Raw genomic sequence first — 25,114 nt, 5'->3', positions numbered from 1 at the left:
AGCCGTACACTCTCATACCGAAACGTGATAACGATCGATCGTTCTCTCATGGATGCCTCGCAATCGGAAAGGAAACCGACACGAAGCTCCAGGCAAACAATCCGCCGCCCACGCTTCTCTTTCTTCTCAATCTTCAGTTTTCAAAGAGCACGCCGATCAGATCGGCGGTGGGACATCCGGACAAGTCCGGTCATACCCTGAGGAGGGTCGCTGCAAAGCGGCTCTCGATAGATGATGACGATGGCGGCGCAAAACCGAACCGGTCAGAACAATTTGCCCCGAACCAGTTCTCAGCGGACCGTCCGGCCCGCCCCGGCGCCACCGCCGTCGTCGATGAACGCGATATAGGCCACCCCATCCGGACCTGTCAACGACCTCAGTCGCAAAAACTTCGCAAAGTTGGATCGGATCGGCCGCGGGCTCCGAGACGACTGAGGTAAACTGCTGTTCGGACTGGAGATTTGTGAAGACGGAAATCTTGCATAGCCGATGCCGACGGTGGGCGATCCTGCAAATCGGGCGCTGGCCGTCGGATCGAGTCCCTGGCCAAAAGGGGTGAACAACGTTCCCCGCAGTATATGGGCGCCCCGTGAGCTTCGATGAAAGTTCGACGACCGGGTTTGGCGTGCTGATGGGTGCGTCATTGCAGAGGTTCGAATGGAATCCGGACTGCGTCGCTCTGGAATGCGCCTCCCAGAATGCCGGACGAGCGGATTGGGGAGGCCCTGACACTCCCCCATTCAACGCTCATCCTTCACGGCCTTTCGCCTCCTAATATCCTCGCCTGCGTTGCGCCGGAGCGAAGCTCGACCGCGAGATCATCGCCGTCGTCGTCTCCTCGATCGATCACTGCCATTACTGCCTGACCGCCCATGGTGCTGCCGTGCGCCAGCTCTCCGGCGACCCGGCTCCGGCGAGGCGATCGCCCAGAACTGGCGCGCCGCCGGGCTCGATGACCCGCGCGCCGCGATGCTGGATTTCGTGGTGCAGCTGACCGAGCGCCCGGACACCATCGTCGAGGCGGACCGGCAGGCGCTGCGCGACACGGGCTATACGAACCGGGGCGTCTTCGACATTGCGTCGGTCGCCGCCTTCTTCGCCATGAGCGACCGCGTCGCCTCGGCCACCGACATGCGCCCCAACGACGACTGTCACGCCATGGCGCGGTAGCTCCGGGGGCGTTGCGCGAGCCGCGATGGCGCGGGGTGGCAAGGCTCACGCGGTGGCGGGCTGGGCTGCGGAAACGATGGCTCGTGCCGCGACCGACTGTGCAGCGGCGGCGGTTTGGCATGGGTCCTCGGGCCGAGCCCGAGGATGACACCTGTGTTGGGTGATGCGGTTCCCCATCTATCGGCGCGCCGAGCGTGATCGGTCGAAACGCAGGCGTGGCTTCGTGCTCCGGGGAAACGCTCCTACCCCACCGCGCGTCATCCTCGGGCTTGACCCGAGGCCCCATGCCTCGACCGCGCCGATATCTTTCCCGTTGCAGAAGGCAGGGTAGCGAACCGCCCGTGCGCGAAACCCCGACATCATTCGGCCTTCGCCGCCGATTACCCCCAGCATCACGCGCCCGCTAGGTGCCGCCGTGCCTCGCGAACCGGCGTTCTGCCATCCCGCCGACGTGCATCCAATCGACGACAGCCCGGCCGCGCCACACCGCGACCTTCGTGCGCCTTCTCCGGTATCGCGCGGTCTCCGGTATATGGACTCGCGCGCGTACGCGTGAGGATGGAAGATCGATCGAAGGACAGCCGGTGACTTGAGACAGGCCGGCGGGCCCTGTATGCCCTATGGATCGTGTCACCCATGGCAGCTCGCCGGGGCGATATGGTCGATATTTCGCCACCTTGTGCGCCGAAGGCGGAAGCGGGGATATCCAGAGGCGACGACGAGAGGGATGGTGCGCTTGCCGCAACACACGCCGGCATTCGGGGACGAGCCGCCGCTGATCAGCGACCGAAGGCGCAAGCCTGACCGTCGTCAGGTCTCGGCGCGCTGGCTGGCCGGCACGCTTCTCACCGGCCTGACCTCGACGGCGCTGATGGGCATCGCCCTGTCGGCCGCCCTCGACGGCCATCGCGGCGCCGCCCGGCCCGCCGGTCTCGCGGCTGCCTTCGCTCCCAGCGAGGATCTGAACGAGAAGGGCGAGCGCGTTGTCGCCACGGCCCTTCCCGTCGCCCGCAGCCGGCAGGTCGTCGAATTGTCGACCATGACCCGCGAGGGCGACCGCGAGGTCATCCGCACCCTGCCCTTCGGCTATGTCAACATGCTGCTCGGCGCCCGCCACCAGACCAGCATCGACTACCCGGCCTTCGACCCGCTCAACATCTTCGCCGACCCCGACGCCGACGAACCGGAATCCGGCGACGAAGGCCAGGCCGCGCAGCTCTACGGCGCGCGCGTGGAGGCCGAGGTCCGGCTGAAGGTCGAGCCTTTCGACTTCGACTCCGACAGCTACGAGCGCGTCGACGACATCGGTACCAGCGAGGCCGAGCGCCTGGTGCGGCAGGTCTCGCCGTCGCTCGCCTATGCGCCGGTGCAGGTCGCCTCGCTCAACACTGTCGATCCGCTGCGCTTCAACCTGACCAGCGACGCCGCCGAATACGAGCCGGGCTCGGCCTTCCGCGTGATCGAGGAGAACGTCTCCCTCGCGCCGTCCGACACCGGCAGCGACCGGCCGGAATTCCACGAAGAGGTCATCCCGCTGCGCGAGGCCGCGAAGATCGCCGCCGTGCTCGATGCCAATGGCTATGACGAGAGCAAGAGCGGCAAGGCGGTCGAGGCCCTCGCGGCGCGGCTGGAAGCCGATGCGCTGAAGCCCGGCGACGCCCTGCGCGTCGGCGTCGAGACGATCGGCGAGGCCGCGACGGTGGTCCGGCTCTCCGCCTATCGCGGCACCCGCCATCTGGGCACCGTCGCCGAAACCGAGGACGGCCCGTTCGAGCCGGCGCAGGCGCCTGAAATGGGCGGCTCCGTCGCGGCCGCTTTCGACAGCAGCGAAAGCGAGGCGCCGCTGCGCGCCAAGATGCCGACCGTCTATGACGGGCTCTACCAGGCCGCCCTCGCCTATGGCCTCAACGACCGCCTTTGCCAGCAGCTCGTCCAGATGCTGGCCACCGAGGTCGATCTGCAGTCGCGCCTCAGCCCGACCGACCGCATCGCCGTCTTCTACTCCATGGAGGAAGGCAAGGAGGAGGCGACCGACGAATCCGAGATGCTGTTCGTCGACGTCCGCTTCGGCGAGACCTCCCGGCGCTTCTACCGCTTCCGGCCGAAAGACGCCGAAAGCGCCGACTATTTCGACGCCGACGGGCGCAGCGCCAAGCAGTTCCTGTTGCGCAAGCCCGTCCCCAGGGGCCGCTTCAGCTCGGCCTTCTCGACCGGTCGCAAGCATCCCGTGCTCGGCTATGTCCGCCCGCATTGGGGCGTCGACTGGGCCGCCCCGGGCGGCACGCCGATCCTGGCGTCCGGCGACGGCGTGGTGAAGAAGGCCGGCTGGGTCAGTGGCTACGGGCGGCAGACCATCGTGCGCCACGCCAATGGTTACGAGACCTCCTATTCGCACCAGAGCGGCATCGCCAAGGGCGTCAAGGTCGGCTCGCGGGTGCGCCAGGGACAGGTGATCGGCTATGTCGGCTCGACCGGCCTGTCGACCGGCAACCACCTGCATTACGAGCTCGCGGTGAACGGCCAGAAGGTCGACCCGATGCGCATCAAGCTGCCGTCGGGCCGGGTGCTGGAGGGCGAGGAACTCGCGACCTTCCAGCGCGAGCGCGACCGGATCGACGAATTGCTGCGCGAGCGGGTGGAAACGCCATTGCTGGCGGCCCGCTAGGCAGCGTTCGCGCGATCAGTGTCGTGCCGCGGACAGGCCGCCGACCGAGGCCGGACGACGGCGAGGTACCGGATTATTCGAAGGCGTTGAGGGAGCGGACGAACCGGCTTTCCTCGACCATCCGCCAGCGCAGGCTTTCGGACAGCGGGACGATCTCGTTCGGGCGGCCCATATCGCCGACATCGGCGCGGATATGGGCGTCGAGCAGGGACATCGACCGGTCCAGCCGTTCTGCCGATTTCATGGCCTGGCCAGCACGCTGCGAGCGTTTTGCGATCTTCAGTCCGAACATGTCGCCACCCCTTCGGCGGATCATCATCAATCCATGGGATGTGCGATAGTCGCGCTGGCAATTCCAGCGATAAGATCTAAACTGATCGGTGAGTTGCACTCATCGGTCCCGCGCATGTCCCGGCACAGCCAGCTTCCCCTGATCGAAACCGATCTCGCGCGCACCTTCGTCGCCATCTGCGACACGGGCAGTTTCTCGCGCGCCGCCGACCGCGTCGCCCGCACGCCCTCCGCGGTCAGCCTGCAGATGAAGAAGCTGGAAGAGATATTGCGCCGCGAATTGTTCGTGCGCGAGGGCCGCACCGTGCGACTGACCAGCGATGGCGAGGCGTTCCTGGGCTACGCCCGCCGCCTGATGGACCTCAACGAAGAGACCGTGTCGCGCTTCCTGACGCAGGGCATCGAGGGGCGCGTCGTCTTCGGCGCCCCCGACGACATCGGCTATATCGCCGTGCCGCAGATCCTCAAGCGTTTCGCCTCGACCCACCCGCAGGTCGAGGTCGACGTGAAGCTGCGCTCGAGCGACGATCTGCGCCGCCTCTGTGATGCCGGCGAGCTCGATCTGGCGGTGCTGGCCTGCGGCGAATACGGCCAGCGCAAGGTCACCATCGTGCACACGGAAAATCTCGTCTGGGCCGGGCTGAAGCATGGCGGCGCCATCGCCCGCGAGCCGCTGCCGCTGGCGCTTGCCAGCCGCGGCTGTGCCTGGCGGGCCATCGCACTCGATGCGCTCGATGCCGCCAATGTGCGCTATCGCATCGCCTATTCCAGCGGCCATTCCCAGGGCCAGATCGCCGCGGTGCTGGCCGACCTCGCCATCGCCCCCCTGCCGGAAAGCCATGTCACGGCGCCGCTGCAGAAGCTCGGCGCGGCGGAAGGCTTGCCGCCCCTGCGGCAATACGAGGTGGCGCTGATGAAGCGGCGCGGCTGCAGCGCCGTCGCCGACGCGCTGGCGGAGCATGTCGTGGCGAGTTTCGCCGACCTGCAGCCGACCCCGACGCTGGCCTTCGCCTGACCGCGTTCCGGCTGCCGAAGAGCTTTCAACTCCAACCCGCGGCACGGCCCGCGCGGCCTCACTTGCAATAGGTCGCCCCGTTGCGACGGGCGGCGATGTCGAGGTGGAAATGCGTCGCGTGGTCGGCGTCGGTGCCCGGTCCCAGCACCGTCTTGAACGGCCCGCAGGCGCCCACGCGAATCTGGCGCTGGAACGCCTGCTCGGGCGAGCCCTCCGCCTGCTTTTCGACGCCCAGCCGGCGCCCGCTGGCAAAGCCGAAATCGGCGACGTCCACGGCGCTGCCGCGGGCATGTTCGGAAATGCGGCTGCCGGACGAGCGGCTGCGGCAGACATAGGTGGAGGCGTGGCGAAACGCCGTGACCGCATCGCCGGGAAACTGCGTCTTTGCCGCGGGCACGACGCTGCTCGCCACCCAGATGTCCAGCGCCAGCGCCGAGCGGCAAAGAAGCTGCGTCGGCTGGGCGATCGTCACGCCGGAGGACAGCCGATCGAGATCGACCGGACGCAGGACACCGCAATCGCCTTCGCTGATGCTGTCGCCCACCGTGAAGGTGACGCCGCGCCGGGTGAGTTCGTCTTCGCAGATCCTGGCGTCGGCGATGGCGGCGGCCGCCGCGACGGCGGCTTCCGGGGTGATGGCCGGGTCCCGGTCGCGCAGTTCCGTCGGCGTCGCCCGGTCGCTCTGATCGGCGGGTGTGTCTGCCGCGGGCGATGCGGCTTTGCGACCGGCGGGACGCCGCTCCGGCAACGGAATCGCAGTCAACGGCCGTTCGGCCGCTTCGTCGCCGGACAGTGGCGCGTTGGCTGGATCGTCGGCCGCCTCGAGCGCCGCGCTGGCCTCCGCGCCGTCCGAACCTTGCGCGGTCGCCGGGGCAACGCCCGTCAGCAGTATTGCGATCAGAGCCGGCGCGGCCACCCAACGCCGTGGCAACGGCAGGAGACGGCTCTGGAAGTGCCCGGTCCTCGGCATAAAGCGTCGCCTTCGATTTATCGCCAGCGCGATGCCGCTGCACCCCTGCCGGCCTGACGGTCGCAGCTAGTGGCGCCGCCCACACTCGCCAGTATCCGTTAGGGAAGCGCGTCGATCCCGCGCGGCCCTCCACGGCTCGCCACGCATAGCGCCTCTTGCGCCGCAGAGCGGGTTCGCGACACTGTGCGCCGCAAAGGCCGGGCCCTATCGGGCCGAGGCGGCGAGAGGAACAGGATGAGCGTTCTCGTGACCGGCGGCGCCGGCTATATCGGCAGCCACATGACCCTCGGGCTCCTTGCCCGCGGCGAAGAGGTCGTGGTCGTGGACGATCTGAGCACCGGCTTCGACTGGGCCATCCCCGAAGGCGTGACATTCGCGAAGGGCGACATCGGCGATGCCGCCTTCCTCGAGGCGGTGTTTGCGAAGCACAGGCCGCAGACGGTGCTGCATCTCGCCGGCTCGCTTCTCGTCGAGGAATCGGTGGCCGATCCGCTGCGCTACTACGCCAACAACACGGTCGCCTCGCATATCCTCATCGCGACCGCCGTCCGCCACGGCGTCCCGCATTTCGTGTTCTCCTCCAGCGCCGCCGTCTACGGCATGCCGGGCAGCGAGCCAGTGCGCGAGACCGCCGAACTGCGGCCCGTTTCGCCCTATGGGCGGTCCAAGCTGATGACCGAGATGATGCTGGAGGACGTCGCCCGTGCCCATCCGATGCGCTACGCTGCCCTGCGCTATTTCAACGTCGCCGGCGCCGATCCCGAGGGCCGCGCCGGGGAATCCACCCATTCGTCGACGCATCTGGTGAAGGTCGCCTGCGAGACCGCTTTCGGCCTGCGCGATCACGTCAGCATCTTCGGCAGCGACTACCCGACGCCGGACGGTACGGCGGTGCGCGACTACATCCACGTCACCGACCTTGCGGCCGCCCATCTCGATGCCATCGCCTATCTGCGCCGGGGCGGCGAGAGCCTGGTCAGCAATGTCGGCTATGGCCGCGGCTTTTCGGTCCGCGAGGTGCTGGAGACCGTGCGCGGGGTGCATGGCCGAGATTTCGATATCCGCTCCGCCGGGCGCCGGGCCGGCGATCCGGCGATGATCGTCGCCGACGGCAGCACCGCCCGCGAGACGCTGGGCTGGATACCGAAATACGACGATCTGCCCACCATCGTCGCGCATGCCCTGCGCTGGGAGGACCGGCTGCGCTTTCGCAATCATCGATAGGGCGACATGAGCATACGGGCCCGTAACCGATGGCGGGCCGCTCCTCTGACCAGCAGCCGGATATTGCGGAAAAGCTGCCGTCGTGGCGCAACCTTCGCCCGGCCATCCTGTTGCGGACAGTTGGATGCGAAGGACGAAACCGGGCATGGGTCCGTGAATGGTTGAGATGAGTTGCACCAACCCCGAGATTCCGCAGGCCACGCCCATCGCGCCCGTGCCGGCCGGGCCGTCGCAGTGGCAGATTTTCCATTACAACGAAACCATCTGGCCGGCGGTGCTGGAGCTGTGCGACGGCGCCCGCACGAGCCTTGCGATCGAGCAGTACATCTTCGCAGCGGACATCATCGGCACCCGGCTGATGGATGTCCTGACCAAGGCCGCCCGGCGCGGCGTCCATGTCCGCCTGCTCGTCGATGCCTTCGGCAGCGCCGAGCTGGCCCGGAGCCCGGCGGGCGCCGCGTTCCGGCAGGCCGGCGGTGAACTCGTCCGCTACAATCCGCTGAGCCGGCTTCTGCGCAATCCGATCAGCGGCATGCACCGCCTGCACCGCAAGTCGGTCATCGCCGACGGGCGCCGGATGATGGCCGGCGGCGCCTGCTATTCCGACCGCATGGCGGACTGGCGCGACACGATGGTGCGCATCGAAGGGCCGATCGTGCCGGCGGCCCTCGCCGCCTTCGAGACCGCCTGGGCCTATGCCAACGGCATCTCGGCCCGCCGGAGCCGCAGCCAGTCGGCGGAAGCGACCTGCGGCGCCGGCCACTGGAACTATTTGACCAGCGATCCGGTGCGGCCGGCCCGCCAGCAGATCTACCAGGCATTGCTGAGCCGGCTGCGCGACGCCGAAACGTCCATCGATCTCGCGACGCCCTATCTGTTTCCGTACCGGAAGATCTGGTCGGCGCTCACCGGCGCAAGGCAGCGCGGCGTGCGCGTCCGCCTGCTGCTGCCGGCCGTCAGCGACCATCCGGCCATCGATCTCGTCTCGCAGCGTTTCGCCGCCGCGCTTGCCCGACGCGGGGTCGAGGTTCACGGCTATCTGCCGGGCATGATGCACGCCAAGCTGGCGATCATCGACGACTGGAGCATGGTCAGCAGCTTCAATCTCGACATGCTGAGCATCGGCCTGAATGTCGAGAACGGCCTCGCCACGACGTCGCCGGCCTTCCGCGCGGTCCTTGCCGATCAGTATGCGTGCGACATCGCCACGTCCCGCCGCTTCTGATCGCCGTCGGCGCCCATCAGCGACAGGTCGGCCCAGACCGGCAGATGGTCCGAGGCGAGCCGCGCCCGCTCTGAGCTGTGCACCGCGGCCGCATCCACATGGATGTCGAGGCTGGTGATGATCCGGTCGAAGGAGACGAAGGGCATCTGCGAGTGGAAGCTGAGGCCTGGCGCGATGACGTGATGGTCCTCGGCGAAATGGGCGAGACATCCACCCTCGGTGTTCCACTGGTTGAGATCGCCCATCATCACCGTCGGCAGCGGTTCTTCGAGGCTCGCCAACTGGTCGAGCACGGCGCGGGCCTGCCGCTTGCGCCACAGCCCGACAAGGCCGAGATGCATGCCGACGACGCGGATCTTCAGATCGCCGATCTGCAGGTCGGCCAGCGCCGCGCCGCGCGGCTCCAGCGCCGGCAGCACCAGACGCTTGCGGCGCAGCAATTCGACGTCCTTGCGCACCAGGATCGTGTTGCCGTGCCAGCCGAGACTGCCCGGCCGCACGCCGAAGCGGATCGGGCGGAAATGCGTCATCTCCGCGATCAGGCCGGGCGACAGGGACGACAGCCGGTCGCCGAGCCGGCGATCGACCTCCTGCAACGCGACGATATCGGCATCGAGTTCGGTGAGGACGTCGAGAATCTGCTTCGGCCGCCGGCGCCAGTCGGTGCCGACGCTCTTGCGGATATTGTAGGACGCGACACGAAACATGAGACCTCGTTCCCAAGCCGGAGCCGGGATCATTGCCCCTGTCCGCGCTCTCCGCAATGACCGCCCCTCAAGGAACGCGCCGGGATGCGGGATCATCCGGCCGCGGCAACGCCGCTGTCACGACCGGGAAAATGAACCAGCGGCGCGTTCGATCCATCGGCGGCGCAGCTTCCTGCCCGGCGCGATGCGCCATGCGTCTCACACGGCGAGAGGCAGGATCACCAGTTCGAAGGTCACGCAGACCGGATTGTCGCCATGGACGAGCCGACCCTCGAAGATCGTGCCGTCCATCGCCACCACGCTGACGTCGAGCCGCGGCTCGGACGTGCCCACTTCGATCCGGCCGTCGCGGATCAGCAATTCCGACGCATAGGAATCCATCGCTGGCCCGTTCGTGAAGCGCCCGCCGTTGAGGCTGCCGATGCCGAAGAGACGCGCGTCGGTGATCCCGCGTTCCGCGCAGATTGCCGCGATGGCGGTGCCCACGTCCTGATTGGGCCGCAGCGTGACGGCCAGCGCGCGGGTACCGTCGCCGGTAGCGGATCCGGACACGCCGTCGCGCGGCATCGTTTCGGCAGCGAAGAGGGTGAAATTGGTCTCGGCGTCGTGCCGCGCGACAAAGCTGGCACCGACGAGTCCTGTGCCGCGGACATGCAGCGGCTCGGCCGTGCGGGTGTCGAGCGGCAGCATGTGCCCCATCGCCCGGTCGCCGGCCGGATCGGTCCAGATGCCGTGGCAGTGGAGGAAGGGTTCGCCGTCGCGCCAGCCGACGATGGCGCCGGCCGCCTCGACGGTGACGATGCCCTCCGGCGCGAAGGTCTCGCTGTACCAGGCTGCGTGGCTCGGGCCGGGCGAGCCTGCGGGCATCACGTAGCGAAACGGCGCGAAGCGACCGTCGGACAAATCGACCCAGGCGCCGTCGCAGCCTGCCGCAGCAAGCCCCTCGGCGATCCCGGCATTGACGATCTCACCGGCCGGCACGGTGAAGTCGAGCGGCACCGCGCGCGCCGACGCGACGCAGGATCGCTCTTCCGCGTCCGGGCCCGGATGAACGATCCGCCGGGGCGCCGTCACGACAATTCCGTTCGCGAGGACATCGCCGGAAGGATGGCCGGCCCGATGCTCACACCGCGCGCTCGCCGTCCAGAAGCCCGCGCTCTTCCAGCGCCTGGCGCACCAGCTTCTTGGTGATCTTGCCATAGGCCGATTTCGGCATTTCGTCGACGAAGACGAAGCGCTTGGGCAGCTTGTAGCGCGACATCTTGCCGTCGAGGAATGTCCCAAGCTCGGCCTCGCCGACGCTTTCGCCGGCAACAGTCACGCAGACCGCGATGCCGACCTCGCCCCAGACCGGGTCGGGCACGCCGAGAACCGCGACCTCGCTGATCTTCGGATGGGTGAGGATCTTCTCCTCGATCTCGCGCGGATAGACGTTGGAGCCGCCGGAAATATACATGTCCGAGGCGCGGCCGGTGATCGACAGATAGCCCTCGGCATCGAGATGGCCGAGATCGCCGGTGCGGAACCAGCCATTGCGAAACGCCTTCGCATTGGCGTCCGGATTGTCGTAATAGCCCGCAAAGACAGCAGGGCCGGTGACGCAGATCTCGCCGGTCTCGTTCGGTCCGAGTTCGGTGCCCGCCTCGTCCTGGATCGAGATCGCCATGCCGGTGCGCTCGTAGCCGCAGCTGCCGATGCGCGCTGCCGCGTCGTCGGCCGAATGCTCATGGGCCGGCAGGACGGTGATGTTGCCGGTCACCTCGCCCAGCCCGAAATACTGCACGATCACCGGGCCGAGCGTCTCCAGCGCCCGCTTCTGGTCGGCGCGGTACATGGGCGCACCGGCATAGATCACGTGGCGCAGCGAGGAATGGTCGTATTCGGCGGCCGCCGGATGCTCGACCAGCATCTTCAGAATGGTCGGCACGGTGAACATGTTCGTCACACGCCATTCCTGGACGAGGCGCCAGGCGGCGGCGATGTCGAAGCGCTCGGTGGGCATCAGGATCGTCTTCGCCCCCGCCGCGACCTGCGTCAGCTGATGGACACCCGCGCCGTGCGACAGCGGCGCGACCACCAGCGAGGCATCGCGCGGCCCGGTCCCGGGCATCAGATCGCAGAGATGGTTGGTCGCCACGAAGGACATCTGGCCGTGGGTCAGCACCGCCGCCTTCGGCCGGCCCGTCGTGCCCGAGGTGAAGAAGAACCAGCAGGGATCGTCGCGATCGACCGAAGCATTCGCCACCACGACCCCGCGATGGGCGGCGACGAGCGTGTCGTAATCCTCGCCGAATGCGGCCGCACCGATCGCCACCACGAAGCCGAGATCGGGACAGGCCGCCCGGCAGGCTTCGGCATGATCGGGAAAGGCGGCGTTGCAGATCATCCCCGTCGCGCCGCTGGCCCTGGCGAGATAGGCGACCTCGTCCGGCGTCTGGCGGAAATTCGTCGGCACCCAGACCGCGCCGAGGCGAAAGCAGGCGAACATGGATTCGAACATCTGGTTGCAGTTCTGCGACTGCACCAGGATCCGGTCGCCCTTCGATACGCCGTAGCGATCGCGCAGCGCCGCCGCCATGGCCGAGGCCCGCGCGTCGATCTCCGCCCAGTTCCATTCCGTCTCGCCCCAGACGAGGCCGACCTCGCCGCCGAGGCGGCGGGCGGCCCGCGTCAGGAAATGCGCGAGATTGGCGACCCGCGTCGATTGCGGCGCGACGCCGCCCTTCGGGTCGCCCGTCAGGACGCCTGTCGTCACTTGGCACGCTCCAGGATGGAGACGTAATTGGCGACCGCGGCACCGCCCATGTTGAAGACGCCGGCCATCGTCGCTTCCGGCACCTGCATGTCGCCGGCCTCGCCCATCAGCTGCATCGCCGCCATCACATGCATCGAGACGCCGGTGGCGCCGATCGGATGGCCCTTCGATTTCAGACCGCCCGACGGGTTCACCGGCAGCCGGCCGTCCTTGGCCGACACGCCGTCGCGGATCACCCGGTAGCCCTGGCCCGGCTGGGCGAGGCCCATGGCCTCGTATTCGATCATCTCGGCGATGGTGAAGCAGTCATGGGTCTCGACGAAGTCGAGATCGTCCAGCGACACGCCGCCATCCTCCAGTGCCCGGGACCAGGCCCGGCGCGCCCCGGCGAACTCGGTCACGTCGCGGCGGCTGAGCGCCAGGACGTCGTTCATGTGGCGGCGCGAGCGGAAGGCGATCGCCCGCTCGAGGCCGGCCGCCGTCTCCTCGTCGGCCAGAACGATCGCCGCCGCGCCGTCGGAGATCAGCGAACAGTCGGTGCGCCGCAGCGGTGCGGCGACATAGGGGTTCTTGTCGGAGATGATGTTGCAGAAGTCGAAGCCGAAATCCTTGCGCATGTGGGCGTAGGGATTGGCCATGCCGTTCTTGTGGTTCTTGGCGGCGATCATCGCCAGTTCCTCGGAGCGGTCGCCGTATTTCTGGAAATATTGCTGGGCGATCCGCCCGAAAAGGCCGGCAAAGCCCCCTTCCACCTCGGCCTCCTCCTCGCGGTAGCTCGCGCCCAGCAGGATGTCGCCGGTCTGGACCGTCGGGATCGCCGTCATCTTCTCGGCGCCGACCACCAGCGCGATCCGCCCGCGGCCGGATTCGATGAAGTCGATGGCGCTGTAGAGCGCCGCCGAGCCGGTGGCGCAGGCGTTTTCCATCCGCACCGCCGGCACCATGCCGAGCCCCTCATGGGCCATGCCGACGAGGGCGCCCTGGAAGTCCTGCTTGGAGAAGCCGTTGTTCATGACACCGACGAAGACGCCGTCGACGCTTTCGGCGCCGATCCCGGCATGCTCCAGCGCCGGGGCGACGACCTCGCCCATCAGCGCCTGGGTCGTCGGCGCCTCGGACTTGCCGAAATGGCTGTGCGACCAGCCGACCATCTGTGCCTTGCTCATTGCCTGATCCTTTCGAGTTCGAACCGTGAAGCGGCCTGTCCGCTTGCGGGGCCGGTTGGTGCGGCGCGCTTGTCCGCCGGCGGCCTCGTCTGCGGTCTCATGTTGTCCTGTCGCGGGCCGTCGGGCGCGAACATCTGGCGCAACCGGGCTTCGACGGCCTTGACCTCGTGCTCGATGAGGGAGGCCAGCTCGCCTTGCCGGGTCTCGCCCATGCGGCTGTCGATCGCCGAGAGGCTGAGCGCGCCGGCGACCCGACCGTCGGGATAATGCACCACCTTCGCGATGGCCCAGGAGTTCGGCAGCACCAGCCCCGGATTGACCGCGAAACCGCGCGCTCGGGTCAGCGCCACATGCTCGCGGATGATCTCCGGCGAATAGAGCGGATAGCCCGCCGCCATGATCTCGCGATTGGCCGCCAGCACCCGCTCGATCTCGGCGTCCGGCAGCGTTGCCAGGATCGCCAGCGATCCGCCGCCGACGCCGAGCGGATGGCGGTCGCCGACCTCCAGCGCATGCGTGCGGATCGGATAGGCGCCCTCCTCGCGGTGCAGGCAGACCGCGAAGGCGTCGCGCCGCACCGACAGGAAACTCGTGTCGCCGCTGCGTGCCGACAGGGCGATGAGGCTTTCCATCGCGACATCGAGAAGGCCGTAGCGGCGCGAGGCCAGAACGCCGAGAACGAACGCCTCCTCGCCGAGATGGTAGCGCCGGCTGACCGGTTCCTGCTCGACGAGACGCGAGCGCATCAGCGCAAGGAGGAGCCGCCGCGCCGTGGCGCGGTTGAGACCGCTTTCCTCGACCACGGTGGAGAGCGACACGCCGCCGGCGTGCCGGCTGATCAGCGACAGGAGCGCCAGCGCCCGGTCGACGCTCTGGGCTCCGCCGATCTCGCGTGCGACGGGTTGATCTCCACCCAATCGCGCCTCCCCGATGTCCACATTATGGATGCTGTTTCTCACGGCACATTGTCGAGCAAAGGATATCCGGTTGCAAGCGGTCCGGCATGCTGGCAATGTTTGCCCCGCTTACAAGGTCGATGGTCCACCATGTGGATGCTCGGGAGGTTGAGCCGGCCTTTGACTTCATTCGATCGGGGAGGACCGACCTTGAAATTCGCCAGACTCCTGGCCGCAACGGCCATCGCCACCACGCTTGCCGCCCTGCAGTTGACGCCGGCCTTGGCCGAGACGCTGCGCCTGTCGCACAACACCAACGACACCACGACCTGGCAGAAGGGCGCCGAGAAGTTCAACGAGCTGCTCCAGGAAAAGAGCGGCGGCGAACTCGACATCCGCATCTTCCCGAACGCCCAGCTGACCGGCGGCGACCAGATGAAGCAGGCCGAGATGGTCGGCCGCGGCGCCCTCGACTTCGTCGTCACCTCGGCGATCAACGTCACCCCGCTGGTGCCCGAGATGGCGGTGTTCTCGCTGCCCTATCTCTACACCGACTATGACGACGTCGACGCCACCACGTCGGGCGCGCCCGGCGACCGCATGGAAGAGATCATGGCCGGCCACGGCATCGTGGTCCTCGCCTGGGGCGAGAACGGCTTCCGCGAGGTGACCAACAACGTCCATCCGATCAAGACGCCGGACGACCTCAAGGGCCTGAAGATGCGCGTCGCCGGCCCGATGTATATCGACGTGATGAACGCGCTGGGCGCCAACCCGCAGCAGATGCAGTGGACCGAGACCTTCTCGGCCCTGCAGCAGGGCGTCGTCGACGGCCAGGAGAACCCGATCGGCGCGGTGATCATCCCGCAGCGCGTCTACGAGGTACAGAAGTACATCACCCCCTGGCACTATTCCTACGATCCGATCTTCGTCGGCGTCAGCCAGAAGCTCTGGGACAGCTGGGACGCCGAGCGCCAGGAGATGGTCCGCGCCGCCGCCGAGGAGGCGATGGCCTACCAGAAGAATATCACCCGCGAGGATACCGCCTCGGGTATCGAGTTCCTGAAGGAAAAGGGCATGGAGGTCTACGAGGCGAACGCCGAGGAGATCGACGCCTTCCGCCAGGCGACCAAGTCGGCCTACGACACCTGGGCCGCCAAGGTCGGCCCGGAGCTGGTGGCGCTGTTCGAAGACACCGTTGCGAACTCCGGCGGCGACGCCGCCAAGCCCGCGAACTGATCGCCTGAAGGGCGGCGTTCTTTGGAACGCCGCCCGTCCCACCCTGCCGGCCAGTTGGATATGTCGATGCGCGCAGTTCTGGAGGATGCGGAGAAGATCGTCTGCGCGGTGATCTTCCTGGTGATGACCGGGATCGGCTTTCTCAACGTGGTCGTGCGCTATCTGACCAGCTATTCCTTCGCCGCTACCCAGGAGATCCTCCTCAACGGATTTCTCCTGCTGACCATCTTCGGGGCCGCCATCGCCGCCCGCCGCGGCGAGCATCTGGCCGTCACCCTGTTTGCAGACCTTTTGCCGCCGGCCGGGCGCCGCGTCGGCCTGTGGCTTTCCACCAGCCTCTCGGTCTTCCTGCTCTGCCTGTCGGCCTGGTACTGCTACGGCCTCGTCGCGCATCAATATGCCAGCGGCGTCACCTCGCCCGGCCTGCAGGTCCCGGCCTGGTACTACACGCTCGGCCTGCCGCTGGGTTTCCTGCTGATCGCCCTGCGCCTCGTCCAGCACACGCTGGGCTTCGACCGCGCCTTGCGCGCCGGGGACGAGCGGCATGCCTGATCTCGATCCGGGCACCCAGATGGTGCTCCTGTTCTTCGTCCTTCTGTTCCTGCGCGTGCCGGTCGCCTTCGCGCTCGGCCTGTCCTCGCTCTACGCCATGTGGGCGATCGGCTTCGGCCTCGATCTCGTCGGCGATCTCCTGGCCAGCGGCATCTCGAAATTCTCGCTGCTGGCGATCCCCTTCTTCATCCTCGCCGGCACGCTGATGGGCACGGTCGGCATCGCCGAACGGATGATCCGCTTCTTCCGCGTGCTGGTCGGTTCGCTGCCGGGGGGCATGGGCATCGTCGGCACGGTGGTCTGCCTGTTCTGGGGCGCCGTCAGCGGCTCCGGCCCCGCCTCCGTCGCCGCCATCGGTCCGCTGATCATCAAGGGCATGGCCGAGGACGGCTATCCGCGGCCCTTCGCGGCGGCGCTGGTGTGCACCGGCGCGGCCCTGTCGATCGTCATTCCGCCCTCGATCGGCCTCGTGATCTACGGCGTCATCGCCGAAACCTCAATCGCCGAACTCTTCATCGCAGCGATCGTCCCGGGCATGGTCATGGGCGCGCTGATGCTGCTGACCCTGCCCTTCGCCGACCGCGCCCGCACGGCCGCCCGGTCCGGCGCCGGCCTCGCCTCGCTGGTCCCGCCGCCCTATGCCGACCGCCCCTATGGCGAGCGGCTGGCACGCTCCTTCGTCGATGCCTTCTGGGGCCTGCTGACCCCGGTGGTCATTCTCGGCGGCATCTATGCCGGCGTCTTCACCCCGACCGAGGCGGCGATCGTCGCCACGGTCTATGCGCTTCTCGTCGGCCTGTTCGTCTATCGCACCCTGACCTGGCGCACCCTCTACGCGGCGCTCGTCGAAGCCAGTTCCTCCTCGGCCGTGGTCATGCTGGTCGTCGCCTTCGCCAGCCTGTTCGGCTGGGTGGTCACCGTCGACGACCTCGTCGGCAAGTATTCCTCGGTGCTGCTGGGCCTCAGCGACAACCAGTGGGTGATCCTCTTCGTCATCATGGCGGTGGTGCTGGTCGCCGGCATGTTCATGGATGCCATCACCATCATGTTCATCACCCTGCCGATCTTCCTGCCGGTGGTGCGCGAACTCGGCTGGGACCCGGTGTGGTTCGGCGTTCTCCTGATGGTCAATCTGGCCATCGGCCTGTTCACGCCGCCCGTCGGCATCAACCTCTTCGTCGCCGCCAACATCACCCGCCTGTCGCTGGAAAAGATCGCGTTGGGGGCGATCCCCTTCCTGTTGACCAGCCTCGTCGGCCTTGCCCTCGTCGCCGCCTTCCCCGGCCTGTCGCGGATTCTCACGGCCTTCATGGGCTGAGCGCCGGGCAACGTGGGAACGGTGCGGCTGCCGATGACGGGCGCAGCGAAGATCGCTATCGTCGCGCGCGACGGCGCCCGCCTCCCAGCCGGCGCCCTGAAGAGGAGCTTACCCTTGGCCGAGACCAACGCCCTGCACACGACGCCGCTCGACGCCCTGCATGTGGCGCTCGGCGCCCGGATGGTGCCCTTCGCCGGCTATTCCATGCCGGTGCAATATTCCGCCGGCGTCATGAAGGAGCATCTCCATACCCGCGCCGCCGCCGGCCTGTTCGACGTCTCGCATATGGGCCAGGTGGCGATCCGGCCGAAATCGGGCGATCTCGCCGACGCCGCGCTGGCATTGGAAACGCTGGTGCCCGTCGATGTCGCCGGATTGAAGGAGGGCCGCCAGCGCTATGCCGTCTTCACCGGTTCCGACGGCGGCATTCTCGACGATCTGATGATCGCCAATCGCGGCGACCATCTCTTCCTGGTGGTCAACGCCGCCTGCAAGGAGCAGGACATCGCCCATCTGCGCGCCGGGCTCGACGATACGTGCGAGGTCGAGCCCCTGACCGACCGCGCGCTTCTGGCCCTGCAGGGGCCGGCCGCCGAGGCCGCCCTTGCCACGCTGAACCCGGCCGTCGCCGAGATGCGCTTCATGGACGTGCGGGCGCTCGACCTTCTCGGCGCCGCCTGCATCGTCTCGCGCTCCGGCTATACCGGCGAGGACGGCTACGAGATCTCGGTTCCCGCCGACGCCGCCGAGAAGCTGGCGAAAGGCCTGCTGGCGCTGGAGACGGTGGAGCCGATCGGCCTTGGCGCCCGCGACTCGCTGCGCCTGGAAGCCGGGCTCTGCCTCTATGGCAACGACATCGACACGACGACGACCCCGGTAGAGGGCGCGCTGGAATGGTCGATGCAGAAGGTCCGCAAGGCCGGCGGCGACCGCGAGGGCGGTTTTCCCGGTGCCGACATCGTCCTGAAACAGCTTGCCGAGGGTGCGACCCGGCGCCGCGTCGGCCTGTTGCCGGAAGGCCGGGCCCCCGTACGCGGCGGCACCAGCCTGTTCGCCGAGGCCGAGGGCGGCGCACCGGTCGGCACCGTCACCTCCGGTGGTTTCGGTCCGACACTGGAGGCGCCGGTCGCCATGGGTTACGTTCCGGCCGAACTGGCCGGATCGGGCACCCGGCTTTTTGCGGAAGTCCGTGGCAAGCGGCTGGCCGTGACCGTCACCCCCCTGCCCTTCGTCACACCCGGCTACAAGCGCCGCTGAAGCGAGAGGACGTTTACATGTTGAAGTTCACCGAGGAACACGAGTGGCTGCAGATCGACGGCGACACCGCGACGGTCGGCATCACCGAACACGCCACCACCCAGCTCGGCGACCTCGTCTTCGTCGAACTGCCGGCGGTCGGCGCCAGCTTCGCCAAGGGTGACGACGCCGCCGTGGTGGAATCGGTCAAGGCGGCCTCCGAGATCTACGCGCCCCTCGACGGCGAGATCACCGAGGTCAACCAGGCGATCGCCGACGACCCCTCCATCGTCAACAACGACCCGCAGGAGGCCGGCTGGTTCTTCAAGATGAAGCTGTCCGATCCCTCCGCCGCCGAGGCGCTCATGGACGAGGCCGCCTACAAGGCGATGGTCGGGTAAGGACTGAACAGCATGGGCACCGAATTCACCGACTACGATCCGTATGATTTCGCCAATCGGCGCCATATCGGCCCGTCTCCCGCCGAGATGGACGAAATGCTCGCCCTGCTCGGCGTCGACAGCCTAGATGCGCTGATCGACCAGACCGTCCCGGCCTCGATCCGGCAGGCCGAGCCCCTGGACTGGGGCACGCCGATGACCGAGCGCCAGGCCCTCGACGCGCTGCGCGAGACCGCCGACATGAACGTCAAGCTCGTCTCGCTGATCGGCCAGGGCTATTACGGCACGATCACGCCGCCGGTCATCCAGCGCAACATCCTGGAGAACCCGGCCTGGTACACGGCCTATACGCCCTACCAGCCGGAGATCAGCCAGGGCCGGCTCGAGGCGCTGCTGAACTTCCAGACGATGATCTGCGACCTCACCGGCCTCGACATCGCCAGCAGCTCGCTCCTCGACGAGGCAACGGCCGCGGCCGAGGCGATGGCCATGGCCCATCGGGTCTCCAAGTCGAAGCGCGACGTCTTCTTCGTCGATGCCGACTGCCATCCCCAGACCATCGGCGTCATCCGCACCCGCGCCGAGCCGCTCGGCCTGTCGGTGGTGGTCGGCGACCCGATGACAGATCTGGTCGCCTCGGACGTCTTCGGCGCCATCGTCCAGTATCCGGGCACCTACGGCCACGTCCACGACTTCACCGCGACCTTCTCCGCGCTCCACGCCGAGAATGCGCTCGCCATCGTCGCCGCCGATCCGCTGGCGCTGGCCCTCCTCAAGACGCCAGGCGACATGGGCGCCGACATCGCCGTCGGCTCCATGCAGCGCTTCGGCGTGCCGATGGGCTACGGCGGCCCGCATGCCGCCTACATGGCGGTCAAGGACGCCCACAAGCGCGCCATGCCCGGCCGCATCGTCGGCGTGTCGGTGGATTCGCGCGGCAACCGCGCCTACCGTCTGGCCCTGCAGACCCGCGAGCAGCACATCCGCCGCGAGAAGGCGACGTCGAACATCTGCACCGCCCAGGTGCTGCTCGCCGTCATGGCCTCCATGTACGGCGTCTTCCACGGCCCGACCGGCATCAAGGCGATCGCGCAGCGCGTGCATCAGCGCGCCGCGCTGCTCGCCACCGGCCTGGAGAAACTCGGCTACACCATCGAGCCGGATGCCTTCTTCGACACGATCACCGTCGAGGTCGGCCGGCTGCAGCGGGTGATCCTCGACGCGGCGGTGGCCGGCGGCGTGAACCTGCGCAAGATCGGCGACGACCGCATCGGCATCAGCATCGACGAGCGCACCCGTCCGGGCAATATCGAGGCGGTCTGGCGGGCCTTCGGCGGCGATTTCGCAGCCGAGGATTTCGAGATGGGCTACCGGCTGCCCGACGGCATGCTGCGCACCAGCGACTACATGACCCATCCGGTCTTCCACATGAACCGGGCCGAGAGCGAGATGACCCGCTACATGCGCCGGCTCTCCGACCGGGATCTGGCGCTGGACCGCTCGATGATCCCGCTCGGCTCCTGCACGATGAAGCTCAACGCCACGGCGGAGATGCTGCCCATCACCTGGCCGGAATTCGCCGAGCTGCATCCCTTCGTGCCGCAGGACCAGGCGCTCGGCTACAAGGCGCTGATCGACGACCTGTCGGCCAAGCTCTGCGTCATCACCGGCTTCGACGCCGTGTCGATGCAGCCCAATTCCGGCGCGCAGGGCGAATATGCCGGGCTCCTGACCATCCGCGCCTATCACCACGGGCGCGGCGACACACACCGCGACATCTGCCTGATCCCGACCTCGGCCCATGGCACCAATCCGGCCTCGGCGCAGATGGCCGGCATGAAGGTCGTGCCGGTACGCTCGGCCGAGAACGGCGACATCGACGTCGAGGATTTCCGCGCCAAGGCGGAGAAGCATGCGGACAATCTCGCCGCCTGCATGATCACCTATCCCTCGACCCACGGCGTGTTCGAGGCGAGCGTCGCCGAGCTGTGCGACATCGTCCACGCCCATGGCGGCCAGGTCTATCTCGATGGCGCCAACATGAACGCGCTGGTCGGCCTCGCCCGGCCCGGCGACATCGGCGCCGACGTCTGCCACCTCAACCTGCACAAGACCTTCTGCATCCCCCATGGCGGCGGCGGTCCAGGCATGGGGCCGATCGCGGTCAAGTCGCATCTGGCGCCGCATCTGCCGGGCCACCCGCAGACCGGCGGCGAGGCCGGCCCGGTCTCGGCAGCGCCCTTCGGCTCGCCCTCGATACTGCCGATCTCCTGGAGCTACTGCCTGATGATGGGCGGTGCCGGCCTGACCCAGGCGACCAAGGTGGCGATCCTCAACGCCAACTACATCGCCCGCCGCCTGCAGGACGCCTATCCGGTGCTCTACAAGGCGAAGAACGGCCGGGTCGCGCATGAATGCATCATCGACACCCGGATCCTGCAGGACAGCGCCGGGGTCACCGTCGACGACGTCGCCAAGCGGCTGGTCGATTGCGGTTTCCATGCCCCGACCATGAGCTGGCCGGTGTCCGGCACGCTGATGATCGAGCCGACCGAATCCGAGCCCAAGGCCGAGCTCGACCGCTTCTGCGACGCCATGCTGGCGATCCGCGAGGAGGCGCGGGCCATCGAGGAAGGCCGGATCGACCGCGACAACAACCCGCTGAAGAACGCCCCGCACACGGTGGAGGATCTGGTCGGCGACTGGGACCGTCCCTACAGCCGCGAGCAGGCCTGCTTCCCGCCCGGAGCCTTCCGGGTCGACAAGTACTGGGCGCCGGTCAACCGGGTCGACAACGTCTATGGCGACCGCAACCTCGTCTGCTCCTGCCCGCCCATGGAGGCCTACCAGGAAGCCGCCGAATAGTGGAGGAGCGGCCGGCATCGAGGGCGTAACGTATACATTGACATGGCGCGTTGCGGCACCGATAGTCGCAGCCGGAGTTGAGGCGTCGCCGCAAGGCGGCGCTTCGAGAAGGGGAGACGGGGCAGACATCCTGCCTCTGGCGGGCAGCCATCCGGTACTGCCGCGCAACTGATCTGGGAGGATCCATGTACAGACGCACCTTGATGACCCTCGCCGCGGCCCTGATGGGCACGACGCTGCTCGGCGCCGGCGCTGCGACCGCGCAGGAATATCCGGACCGGCCGATCCAGATGATCGTGCCCTGGGGCGCCGGCGGCGGCACCGATGCCGTGGGCCGCATCTTCGCCTCGCTGCTGCAGGAAGAGCTGGGCGTTCCGGTCAATGTCGTGAACCGCACCGGCGGTTCGGGCGTCGTCGGCCACAGCGCCATCGCCAATGCCGAGCCCGATGGCTATACGCTGGGCATCATGACGATCGAGATCGACATGATGCACTGGCAGGGCTTGACCGAGCTGACCTATGAGGATTTCGACATCCTCGCCATGGTCAATGCCGATCCGGGCGGCGTCATGGTCTCGGCCGATTCCGAATATGATTCCCTCGAGAAGCTGCTCGAGGCGCTCAAGTCGGAGCCGAAGGGCACCTTCAAGGGCTCCGGCACCGGCCAGGGCGGCATTTGGCATCTCGGCCTCGCTGGCTGGCTCCTGTCGGAAGACCTCGCACCCGATCAGGTGACCTGGGTTCCGAGCCAGGGCGCGGCACCGGGCATCACCGACATGGTCGCCGGCGGCGTGGACATCGTGCCGTCGTCGCTGGCCGAAGGCCGCTCGATGATCGACGCCGAGCGCGTGCGTCCGCTGGCCACCATGGCGGCCGAGCGCCAGGAAGCCTTCCCGGACGTGCCGACCCTGAAGGAAGCCACCGGCTCGGACTGGACCCTCGCGGTCTGGCGCACGGTCGTCGGCCCCGACGGCCTGCCGGACGACGTCAAGTCCAAGCTGACGGCGGCCATCGAGAAGGCCTACAACAGCGACGAGTACCAGACCTTCATGAACGACCGCGGCTTCGGCATGCGCTGGGCCGCCGGCGAGGAAGCGACGAAGATCGTCGCCGACGACGACGCCAGCCTCGGCGAAGTCATGAAGAAAGCCGGTCTGGCCAAGTAACGGGACGACAGCGGCGGCGCCTTCGGGCGTCGCCGTTGCTTTTCGGGCACCCGCGACCGGCAGACGCGTCGGCGCCCGCCGGGCTGCCATCCACCGCGGCCGTCCCGCCGCACCGCTCCACATGCTGCCCTCTGCCCTGCCCTTCGCGGCGGGAGACGCTCTTCGAACCGGCGCCAGGCGCCGTCCGATTTCCCGAACGGCCCTGAGGCGAGGATGTCACCGCGTCCATGAAACTGAACGATCTTTCCCTCGGCATTCTCGCGCTTCTGTGCGGCGGCGGGATCTACCTCTCCGCGCTGCAGTTCTCGCCTATTCCGGGGCAGGCCTACGGGGCCGAGACCATGCCCACCACCATCGCCCTCGTCGCGATGGGCCTCGGCCTGTTCATGATCGGCAAGGCGGTGATCGCCGGGACCGACCAGCCGGCCTTCGCGCTGGCCGAATGGGCCCGTTCGCCGGTGTCGCTGATCGGCCTGTCGGTCGCGGTGGGCCTCATCCTCTTCTACATCCTGTTTTCCAAGGCGCTCGGCTTCGTGCCCACCGCCTTCGTGGTGATCCTCACCTTGATGCTCACCCTGCGCACCCGGCCGGTGACCGCGATCGTCGTGTCGCTCCTGGCGACCATTGTCATTCAGCAGGCCTTCGGCCGCCTGCTGCTCGTTCCGCTTCCGCGCAGCGCCCTCGGATTTCTCTGGTAGTCGATCATGTCCGTTATCGTGGAAGCCCTCGGGCTCGTCTTCCAGCCCTATGTCCTCCTGGTCATCCTGGGGTCCGCCTGCTTCGGCATGTTCGTCGGCGCCATTCCCGGCCTGACCGCGACCATGGCGACGGCGCTCCTGGTGCCGATCACCTTCTTCATGGATCCGGTGCCCGCCATCGCGGCGATCGTCACCGCCACGGCCATGGCGATCTTCGCCGGTGACATTCCCGGCGCCATGCTGCGCATGCCCGGCACGCCTGCCAGCGCCGCCTATGTGGAGGACGCCTACCGCATGACGCGGTCCGGCCGGTCCGAGGAAGCCCTCGGCGCGGCCCTGGTGTTCTCCTCGATCGGCGGCATCTTCGGCACCATCGTCCTCGTCACCGCCTCGCCGGCGCTGGCGGAAGTCGCGCTGAAATTCTCTTCCTTCGAGTATTTCTGGCTGGTCGTGCTCGGCCTGTCCTGCGCGATCTTCGTGTCGCCGGGCTCGGTGACCCGCGGCATCATCTCGCTGCTGATCGGCCTGTTCGCCGCCACCGTCGGCATCGACAATCCGGCCGGCGAGCCGCGCTACACCTTCGGCAATGTCGAGCTTCTGGCCGGCGTCCAGTTCATTCCCGCCATGATCGGCCTCTTCGCCGTATCCGAGGTGCTGCGCTCGGTCGTGGCGCGGGTCGCCCGGCCGGCCATCGCCCGGTCCAGCGGCGACGGCGTCTTCCTCAGCCAGTGGAAGAACTTCAAGCGCTACCCGGTCCAGGTGTTTCGCGGCAGCGCGTTCGGCACGGCCATCGGCGCGCTTCCGGGCGCCGGCGCCGACATCGCCGCCTGGATTTCCTACGCCGTCAGCAAGCGCTTCTCCAAGACGCCGGAGAAATTCGGCACCGGCCATGTGGAAGGCCTCGTGGAATCCGGCGCCTCCAACAACGGTGCCGTCAGCGGCGCCTGGATTCCGGCGCTCGTCTTCGGCATTCCCGGCGATTCCATCACCGCGATCGTCATCGGCGTCCTCTACATCAAGGGCATCAACCCGGGCCCGACGGTGTTCATCAACGACCCGCAGCTAATCTACGCGGTGTTCATCGTCTTCTTCCTGGCCAACATCATCATGCTGCCGCTGGGCTGGGTGGCGATCAAGTCGGCCGGCACCATCCTGTCGATCCCCGAACGCGTCCTGATGCCGATCATCCTGATGTTCTGCATCGTCGGCTCCTTCGCCATCAACAACTCGATCTTCGGCGTCATCCTGATGCTGATCTTCGGCATCCTCGGCTTCCTGATGGACGAGAACGACATCCCGATCGCCCCGGCGATCCTCGGCCTCGTCCTCGGGCCGATGCTCGAGCAGAACTTCATCACCTCGATGATCAAGGCCGATGGCAGTTTCCTGGCCTTCTTCGAGCGGCCCATCGCCGCCGGGCTCGGCCTGTTCACCATCGCGATCTGGTGCCTGCCGCTGATCATGATGATGCTCATGCGACGCAAAAAGGGATCCGCCCGGCCGGAACCGGCGGCCGGCGACTGACCGCCTCCGGCGCAGGCCGGCGGCGCGGAGC

At 67.7% G+C, this 25,114-nt stretch carries 20 protein-coding genes and 1 pseudogene; 14 read left to right on the top strand and 7 right to left on the bottom strand.

Annotated features, from left to right (window positions below; translation table 11 throughout):
- Positions 1 to 799 precede the first annotated feature (799 nt).
- Both H536_RS23840 and H536_RS0117450 read left to right on the top strand, forming a co-directional pair.
- Positions 800 to 1,170 (top strand): annotated as a pseudogene (locus H536_RS23840) (peroxidase-related enzyme); the annotation flags it as partial.
- Positions 1,171 to 1,897: 727 nt separating this feature from the next.
- The gene (locus H536_RS0117450) at positions 1,898 to 3,835 is read left to right on the top strand and encodes a M23 family metallopeptidase (protein ID WP_024351691.1); all 1,938 of its coding nucleotides are present in this window, start codon (positions 1,898 to 1,900) and stop codon (positions 3,833 to 3,835) included.
- 73 nt (positions 3,836 to 3,908) lie between these two features.
- Here the strand turns inward: H536_RS0117450 and H536_RS0117445 are convergent, their stop codons facing one another.
- Positions 3,909 to 4,127 carry a hypothetical protein gene (locus H536_RS0117445; protein ID WP_024351690.1) on the bottom strand — a complete coding sequence of 73 codons (219 nt, stop codon included), beginning with the start codon at positions 4,125 to 4,127 and terminating at the stop codon, positions 3,909 to 3,911.
- A gap of 114 nt (positions 4,128 to 4,241) precedes the next feature.
- Here H536_RS0117445 and H536_RS0117440 point away from each other — a divergent pair, with 114 nt between their 5' ends.
- On the top strand, positions 4,242 to 5,141 hold the full coding sequence (locus tag H536_RS0117440) for a LysR substrate-binding domain-containing protein (protein ID WP_029703537.1): 900 nt from the start codon (positions 4,242 to 4,244) through the stop codon (positions 5,139 to 5,141).
- Positions 5,142 to 5,199: 58 nt separating this feature from the next.
- Here the strand turns inward: H536_RS0117440 and H536_RS23390 are convergent, their stop codons facing one another.
- Positions 5,200 to 6,111 carry an extensin-like domain-containing protein gene (locus H536_RS23390; RefSeq protein ID WP_081651969.1) on the bottom strand — a complete coding sequence of 304 codons (912 nt, stop codon included), beginning with the start codon at positions 6,109 to 6,111 and terminating at the stop codon, positions 5,200 to 5,202.
- Between the two features lie 234 nt (positions 6,112 to 6,345).
- Between H536_RS23390 and galE the strand changes: the two genes are divergently transcribed.
- Both galE and H536_RS0117425 read left to right on the top strand, forming a co-directional pair.
- Positions 6,346 to 7,335, top strand: coding sequence for a UDP-glucose 4-epimerase GalE (gene galE, locus H536_RS0117430; RefSeq protein ID WP_024351687.1), 990 nt, complete (start codon positions 6,346 to 6,348; stop codon positions 7,333 to 7,335).
- A gap of 157 nt (positions 7,336 to 7,492) precedes the next feature.
- Complete coding sequence (locus H536_RS0117425; RefSeq protein WP_024351686.1) at positions 7,493 to 8,560, top strand: phospholipase D-like domain-containing protein; 1,068 nt, start codon at positions 7,493 to 7,495, stop codon at positions 8,558 to 8,560.
- Here the strand turns inward: H536_RS0117425 and H536_RS0117420 are convergent.
- From H536_RS0117420 to H536_RS0117400, 5 genes are all read right to left on the bottom strand, one after another.
- Positions 8,521 to 9,267 (bottom strand): endonuclease/exonuclease/phosphatase family protein, encoded by a 747-nt coding sequence (locus tag H536_RS0117420; protein ID WP_024351685.1) that lies wholly within the window; start codon positions 9,265 to 9,267, stop codon positions 8,521 to 8,523. The two genes, H536_RS0117425 and H536_RS0117420, sit on opposite strands and share 40 nt — an antisense overlap.
- 198 nt (positions 9,268 to 9,465) lie before the next feature.
- Entirely contained in the window at positions 9,466 to 10,341 is an 876-nt protein-coding gene (locus H536_RS0117415) for a PCC domain-containing protein (protein ID WP_024351684.1), read from the bottom strand.
- A 49-nt stretch (positions 10,342 to 10,390) separates the two neighbouring features.
- The gene (locus tag H536_RS0117410; RefSeq protein WP_024351683.1) at positions 10,391 to 12,022 is read right to left on the bottom strand and encodes an acyl-CoA synthetase; all 1,632 of its coding nucleotides are present in this window, start codon (positions 12,020 to 12,022) and stop codon (positions 10,391 to 10,393) included.
- A complete protein-coding gene (locus tag H536_RS0117405) occupies positions 12,019 to 13,188 on the bottom strand; it encodes an acetyl-CoA acetyltransferase (RefSeq protein ID WP_024351682.1) in 1,170 nt (389 codons plus the stop codon). The genes H536_RS0117410 and H536_RS0117405 overlap by 4 nt, the downstream gene beginning before the upstream one ends.
- On the bottom strand, positions 13,185 to 14,105 hold the full coding sequence (locus H536_RS0117400; RefSeq protein ID WP_024351681.1) for an IclR family transcriptional regulator: 921 nt from the start codon (positions 14,103 to 14,105) through the stop codon (positions 13,185 to 13,187). The genes H536_RS0117405 and H536_RS0117400 overlap by 4 nt, the downstream gene beginning before the upstream one ends.
- A gap of 189 nt (positions 14,106 to 14,294) precedes the next feature.
- Here H536_RS0117400 and H536_RS0117395 point away from each other — a divergent pair, with 189 nt between their 5' ends.
- From H536_RS0117395 to H536_RS0117355, 9 genes are all read left to right on the top strand, one after another.
- Positions 14,295 to 15,323: a DctP family TRAP transporter solute-binding subunit gene (locus H536_RS0117395; RefSeq protein WP_024351680.1), complete on the top strand. Its 1,029-nt coding sequence runs from the start codon at positions 14,295 to 14,297 to the stop codon at positions 15,321 to 15,323.
- Positions 15,324 to 15,389: 66 nt separating this feature from the next.
- Positions 15,390 to 15,875: a TRAP transporter small permease gene (locus H536_RS0117390; protein WP_024351679.1), complete on the top strand. Its 486-nt coding sequence runs from the start codon at positions 15,390 to 15,392 to the stop codon at positions 15,873 to 15,875.
- Complete coding sequence (locus H536_RS0117385) at positions 15,868 to 17,193, top strand: TRAP transporter large permease (protein ID WP_024351678.1); 1,326 nt, start codon at positions 15,868 to 15,870, stop codon at positions 17,191 to 17,193. Before H536_RS0117390 ends, H536_RS0117385 begins: the two co-directional genes overlap by 8 nt.
- 114 nt (positions 17,194 to 17,307) lie before the next feature.
- Entirely contained in the window at positions 17,308 to 18,450 is a 1,143-nt protein-coding gene (gcvT, locus tag H536_RS0117380; protein ID WP_024351677.1) for a glycine cleavage system aminomethyltransferase GcvT, read from the top strand.
- A 17-nt stretch (positions 18,451 to 18,467) separates the two neighbouring features.
- Entirely contained in the window at positions 18,468 to 18,830 is a 363-nt protein-coding gene (gene gcvH, locus H536_RS0117375) for a glycine cleavage system protein GcvH (protein WP_024351676.1), read from the top strand.
- A gap of 12 nt (positions 18,831 to 18,842) precedes the next feature.
- On the top strand, positions 18,843 to 21,695 hold the full coding sequence (gene gcvP / locus H536_RS0117370) for an aminomethyl-transferring glycine dehydrogenase (RefSeq protein ID WP_024351675.1): 2,853 nt from the start codon (positions 18,843 to 18,845) through the stop codon (positions 21,693 to 21,695).
- Between the two features lie 185 nt (positions 21,696 to 21,880).
- The gene (locus H536_RS0117365) at positions 21,881 to 22,861 is read left to right on the top strand and encodes a Bug family tripartite tricarboxylate transporter substrate binding protein (RefSeq protein WP_024351674.1); all 981 of its coding nucleotides are present in this window, start codon (positions 21,881 to 21,883) and stop codon (positions 22,859 to 22,861) included.
- Between the two features lie 227 nt (positions 22,862 to 23,088).
- On the top strand, positions 23,089 to 23,559 hold the full coding sequence (locus H536_RS0117360; RefSeq protein WP_024351673.1) for a tripartite tricarboxylate transporter TctB family protein: 471 nt from the start codon (positions 23,089 to 23,091) through the stop codon (positions 23,557 to 23,559).
- 6 nt (positions 23,560 to 23,565) lie between these two features.
- A complete protein-coding gene (locus H536_RS0117355; RefSeq protein WP_024351672.1) occupies positions 23,566 to 25,083 on the top strand; it encodes a tripartite tricarboxylate transporter permease in 1,518 nt (505 codons plus the stop codon).
- Positions 25,084 to 25,114: the final 31 nt, after the last annotated feature.

This window comes from Aurantimonas coralicida DSM 14790, from assembly GCF_000421645.1.
Classification (GTDB): domain Bacteria; phylum Pseudomonadota; class Alphaproteobacteria; order Rhizobiales; family Rhizobiaceae; genus Aurantimonas; species Aurantimonas coralicida.
Note: the sequence above shows the minus strand (reverse complement) of the source record. Positions and strands in the feature narration are given on the sequence as shown.

Excerpts from the sequence above, each read along its gene's own strand:
- H536_RS0117450 (WP_024351691.1), top strand. The coding sequence starts at position 1,898 with ATGGTGCGCTTGCCGCAACACACGCCGGCATTCGGGGACGAGCCGCCG.
- H536_RS0117390 (WP_024351679.1), top strand. The coding sequence starts at position 15,390 with ATGCGCGCAGTTCTGGAGGATGCGGAGAAGATCGTCTGCGCGGTGATC.
- galE (WP_024351687.1), top strand. The coding sequence starts at position 6,346 with ATGAGCGTTCTCGTGACCGGCGGCGCCGGCTATATCGGCAGCCACATG.
- H536_RS0117365 (WP_024351674.1), top strand. The coding sequence starts at position 21,881 with ATGTACAGACGCACCTTGATGACCCTCGCCGCGGCCCTGATGGGCACG.
- H536_RS0117420 (WP_024351685.1), bottom strand. The coding sequence starts at position 9,267 with ATGTTTCGTGTCGCGTCCTACAATATCCGCAAGAGCGTCGGCACCGAC.
- H536_RS0117405 (WP_024351682.1), bottom strand. The coding sequence starts at position 13,188 with ATGAGCAAGGCACAGATGGTCGGCTGGTCGCACAGCCATTTCGGCAAG.
- H536_RS0117385 (WP_024351678.1), top strand. The coding sequence starts at position 15,868 with ATGCCTGATCTCGATCCGGGCACCCAGATGGTGCTCCTGTTCTTCGTC.
- H536_RS0117355 (WP_024351672.1), top strand. The coding sequence starts at position 23,566 with ATGTCCGTTATCGTGGAAGCCCTCGGGCTCGTCTTCCAGCCCTATGTC.
- H536_RS0117425 (WP_024351686.1), top strand. The coding sequence starts at position 7,493 with ATGGTTGAGATGAGTTGCACCAACCCCGAGATTCCGCAGGCCACGCCC.
- gcvH (WP_024351676.1), top strand. The coding sequence starts at position 18,468 with ATGTTGAAGTTCACCGAGGAACACGAGTGGCTGCAGATCGACGGCGAC.
- gcvP (WP_024351675.1), top strand. The coding sequence starts at position 18,843 with ATGGGCACCGAATTCACCGACTACGATCCGTATGATTTCGCCAATCGG.
- H536_RS0117360 (WP_024351673.1), top strand. The coding sequence starts at position 23,089 with ATGAAACTGAACGATCTTTCCCTCGGCATTCTCGCGCTTCTGTGCGGC.
- H536_RS0117440 (WP_029703537.1), top strand. The coding sequence starts at position 4,242 with ATGTCCCGGCACAGCCAGCTTCCCCTGATCGAAACCGATCTCGCGCGC.
- H536_RS0117445 (WP_024351690.1), bottom strand. The coding sequence starts at position 4,127 with ATGTTCGGACTGAAGATCGCAAAACGCTCGCAGCGTGCTGGCCAGGCC.
- H536_RS23390 (WP_081651969.1), bottom strand. The coding sequence starts at position 6,111 with ATGCCGAGGACCGGGCACTTCCAGAGCCGTCTCCTGCCGTTGCCACGG.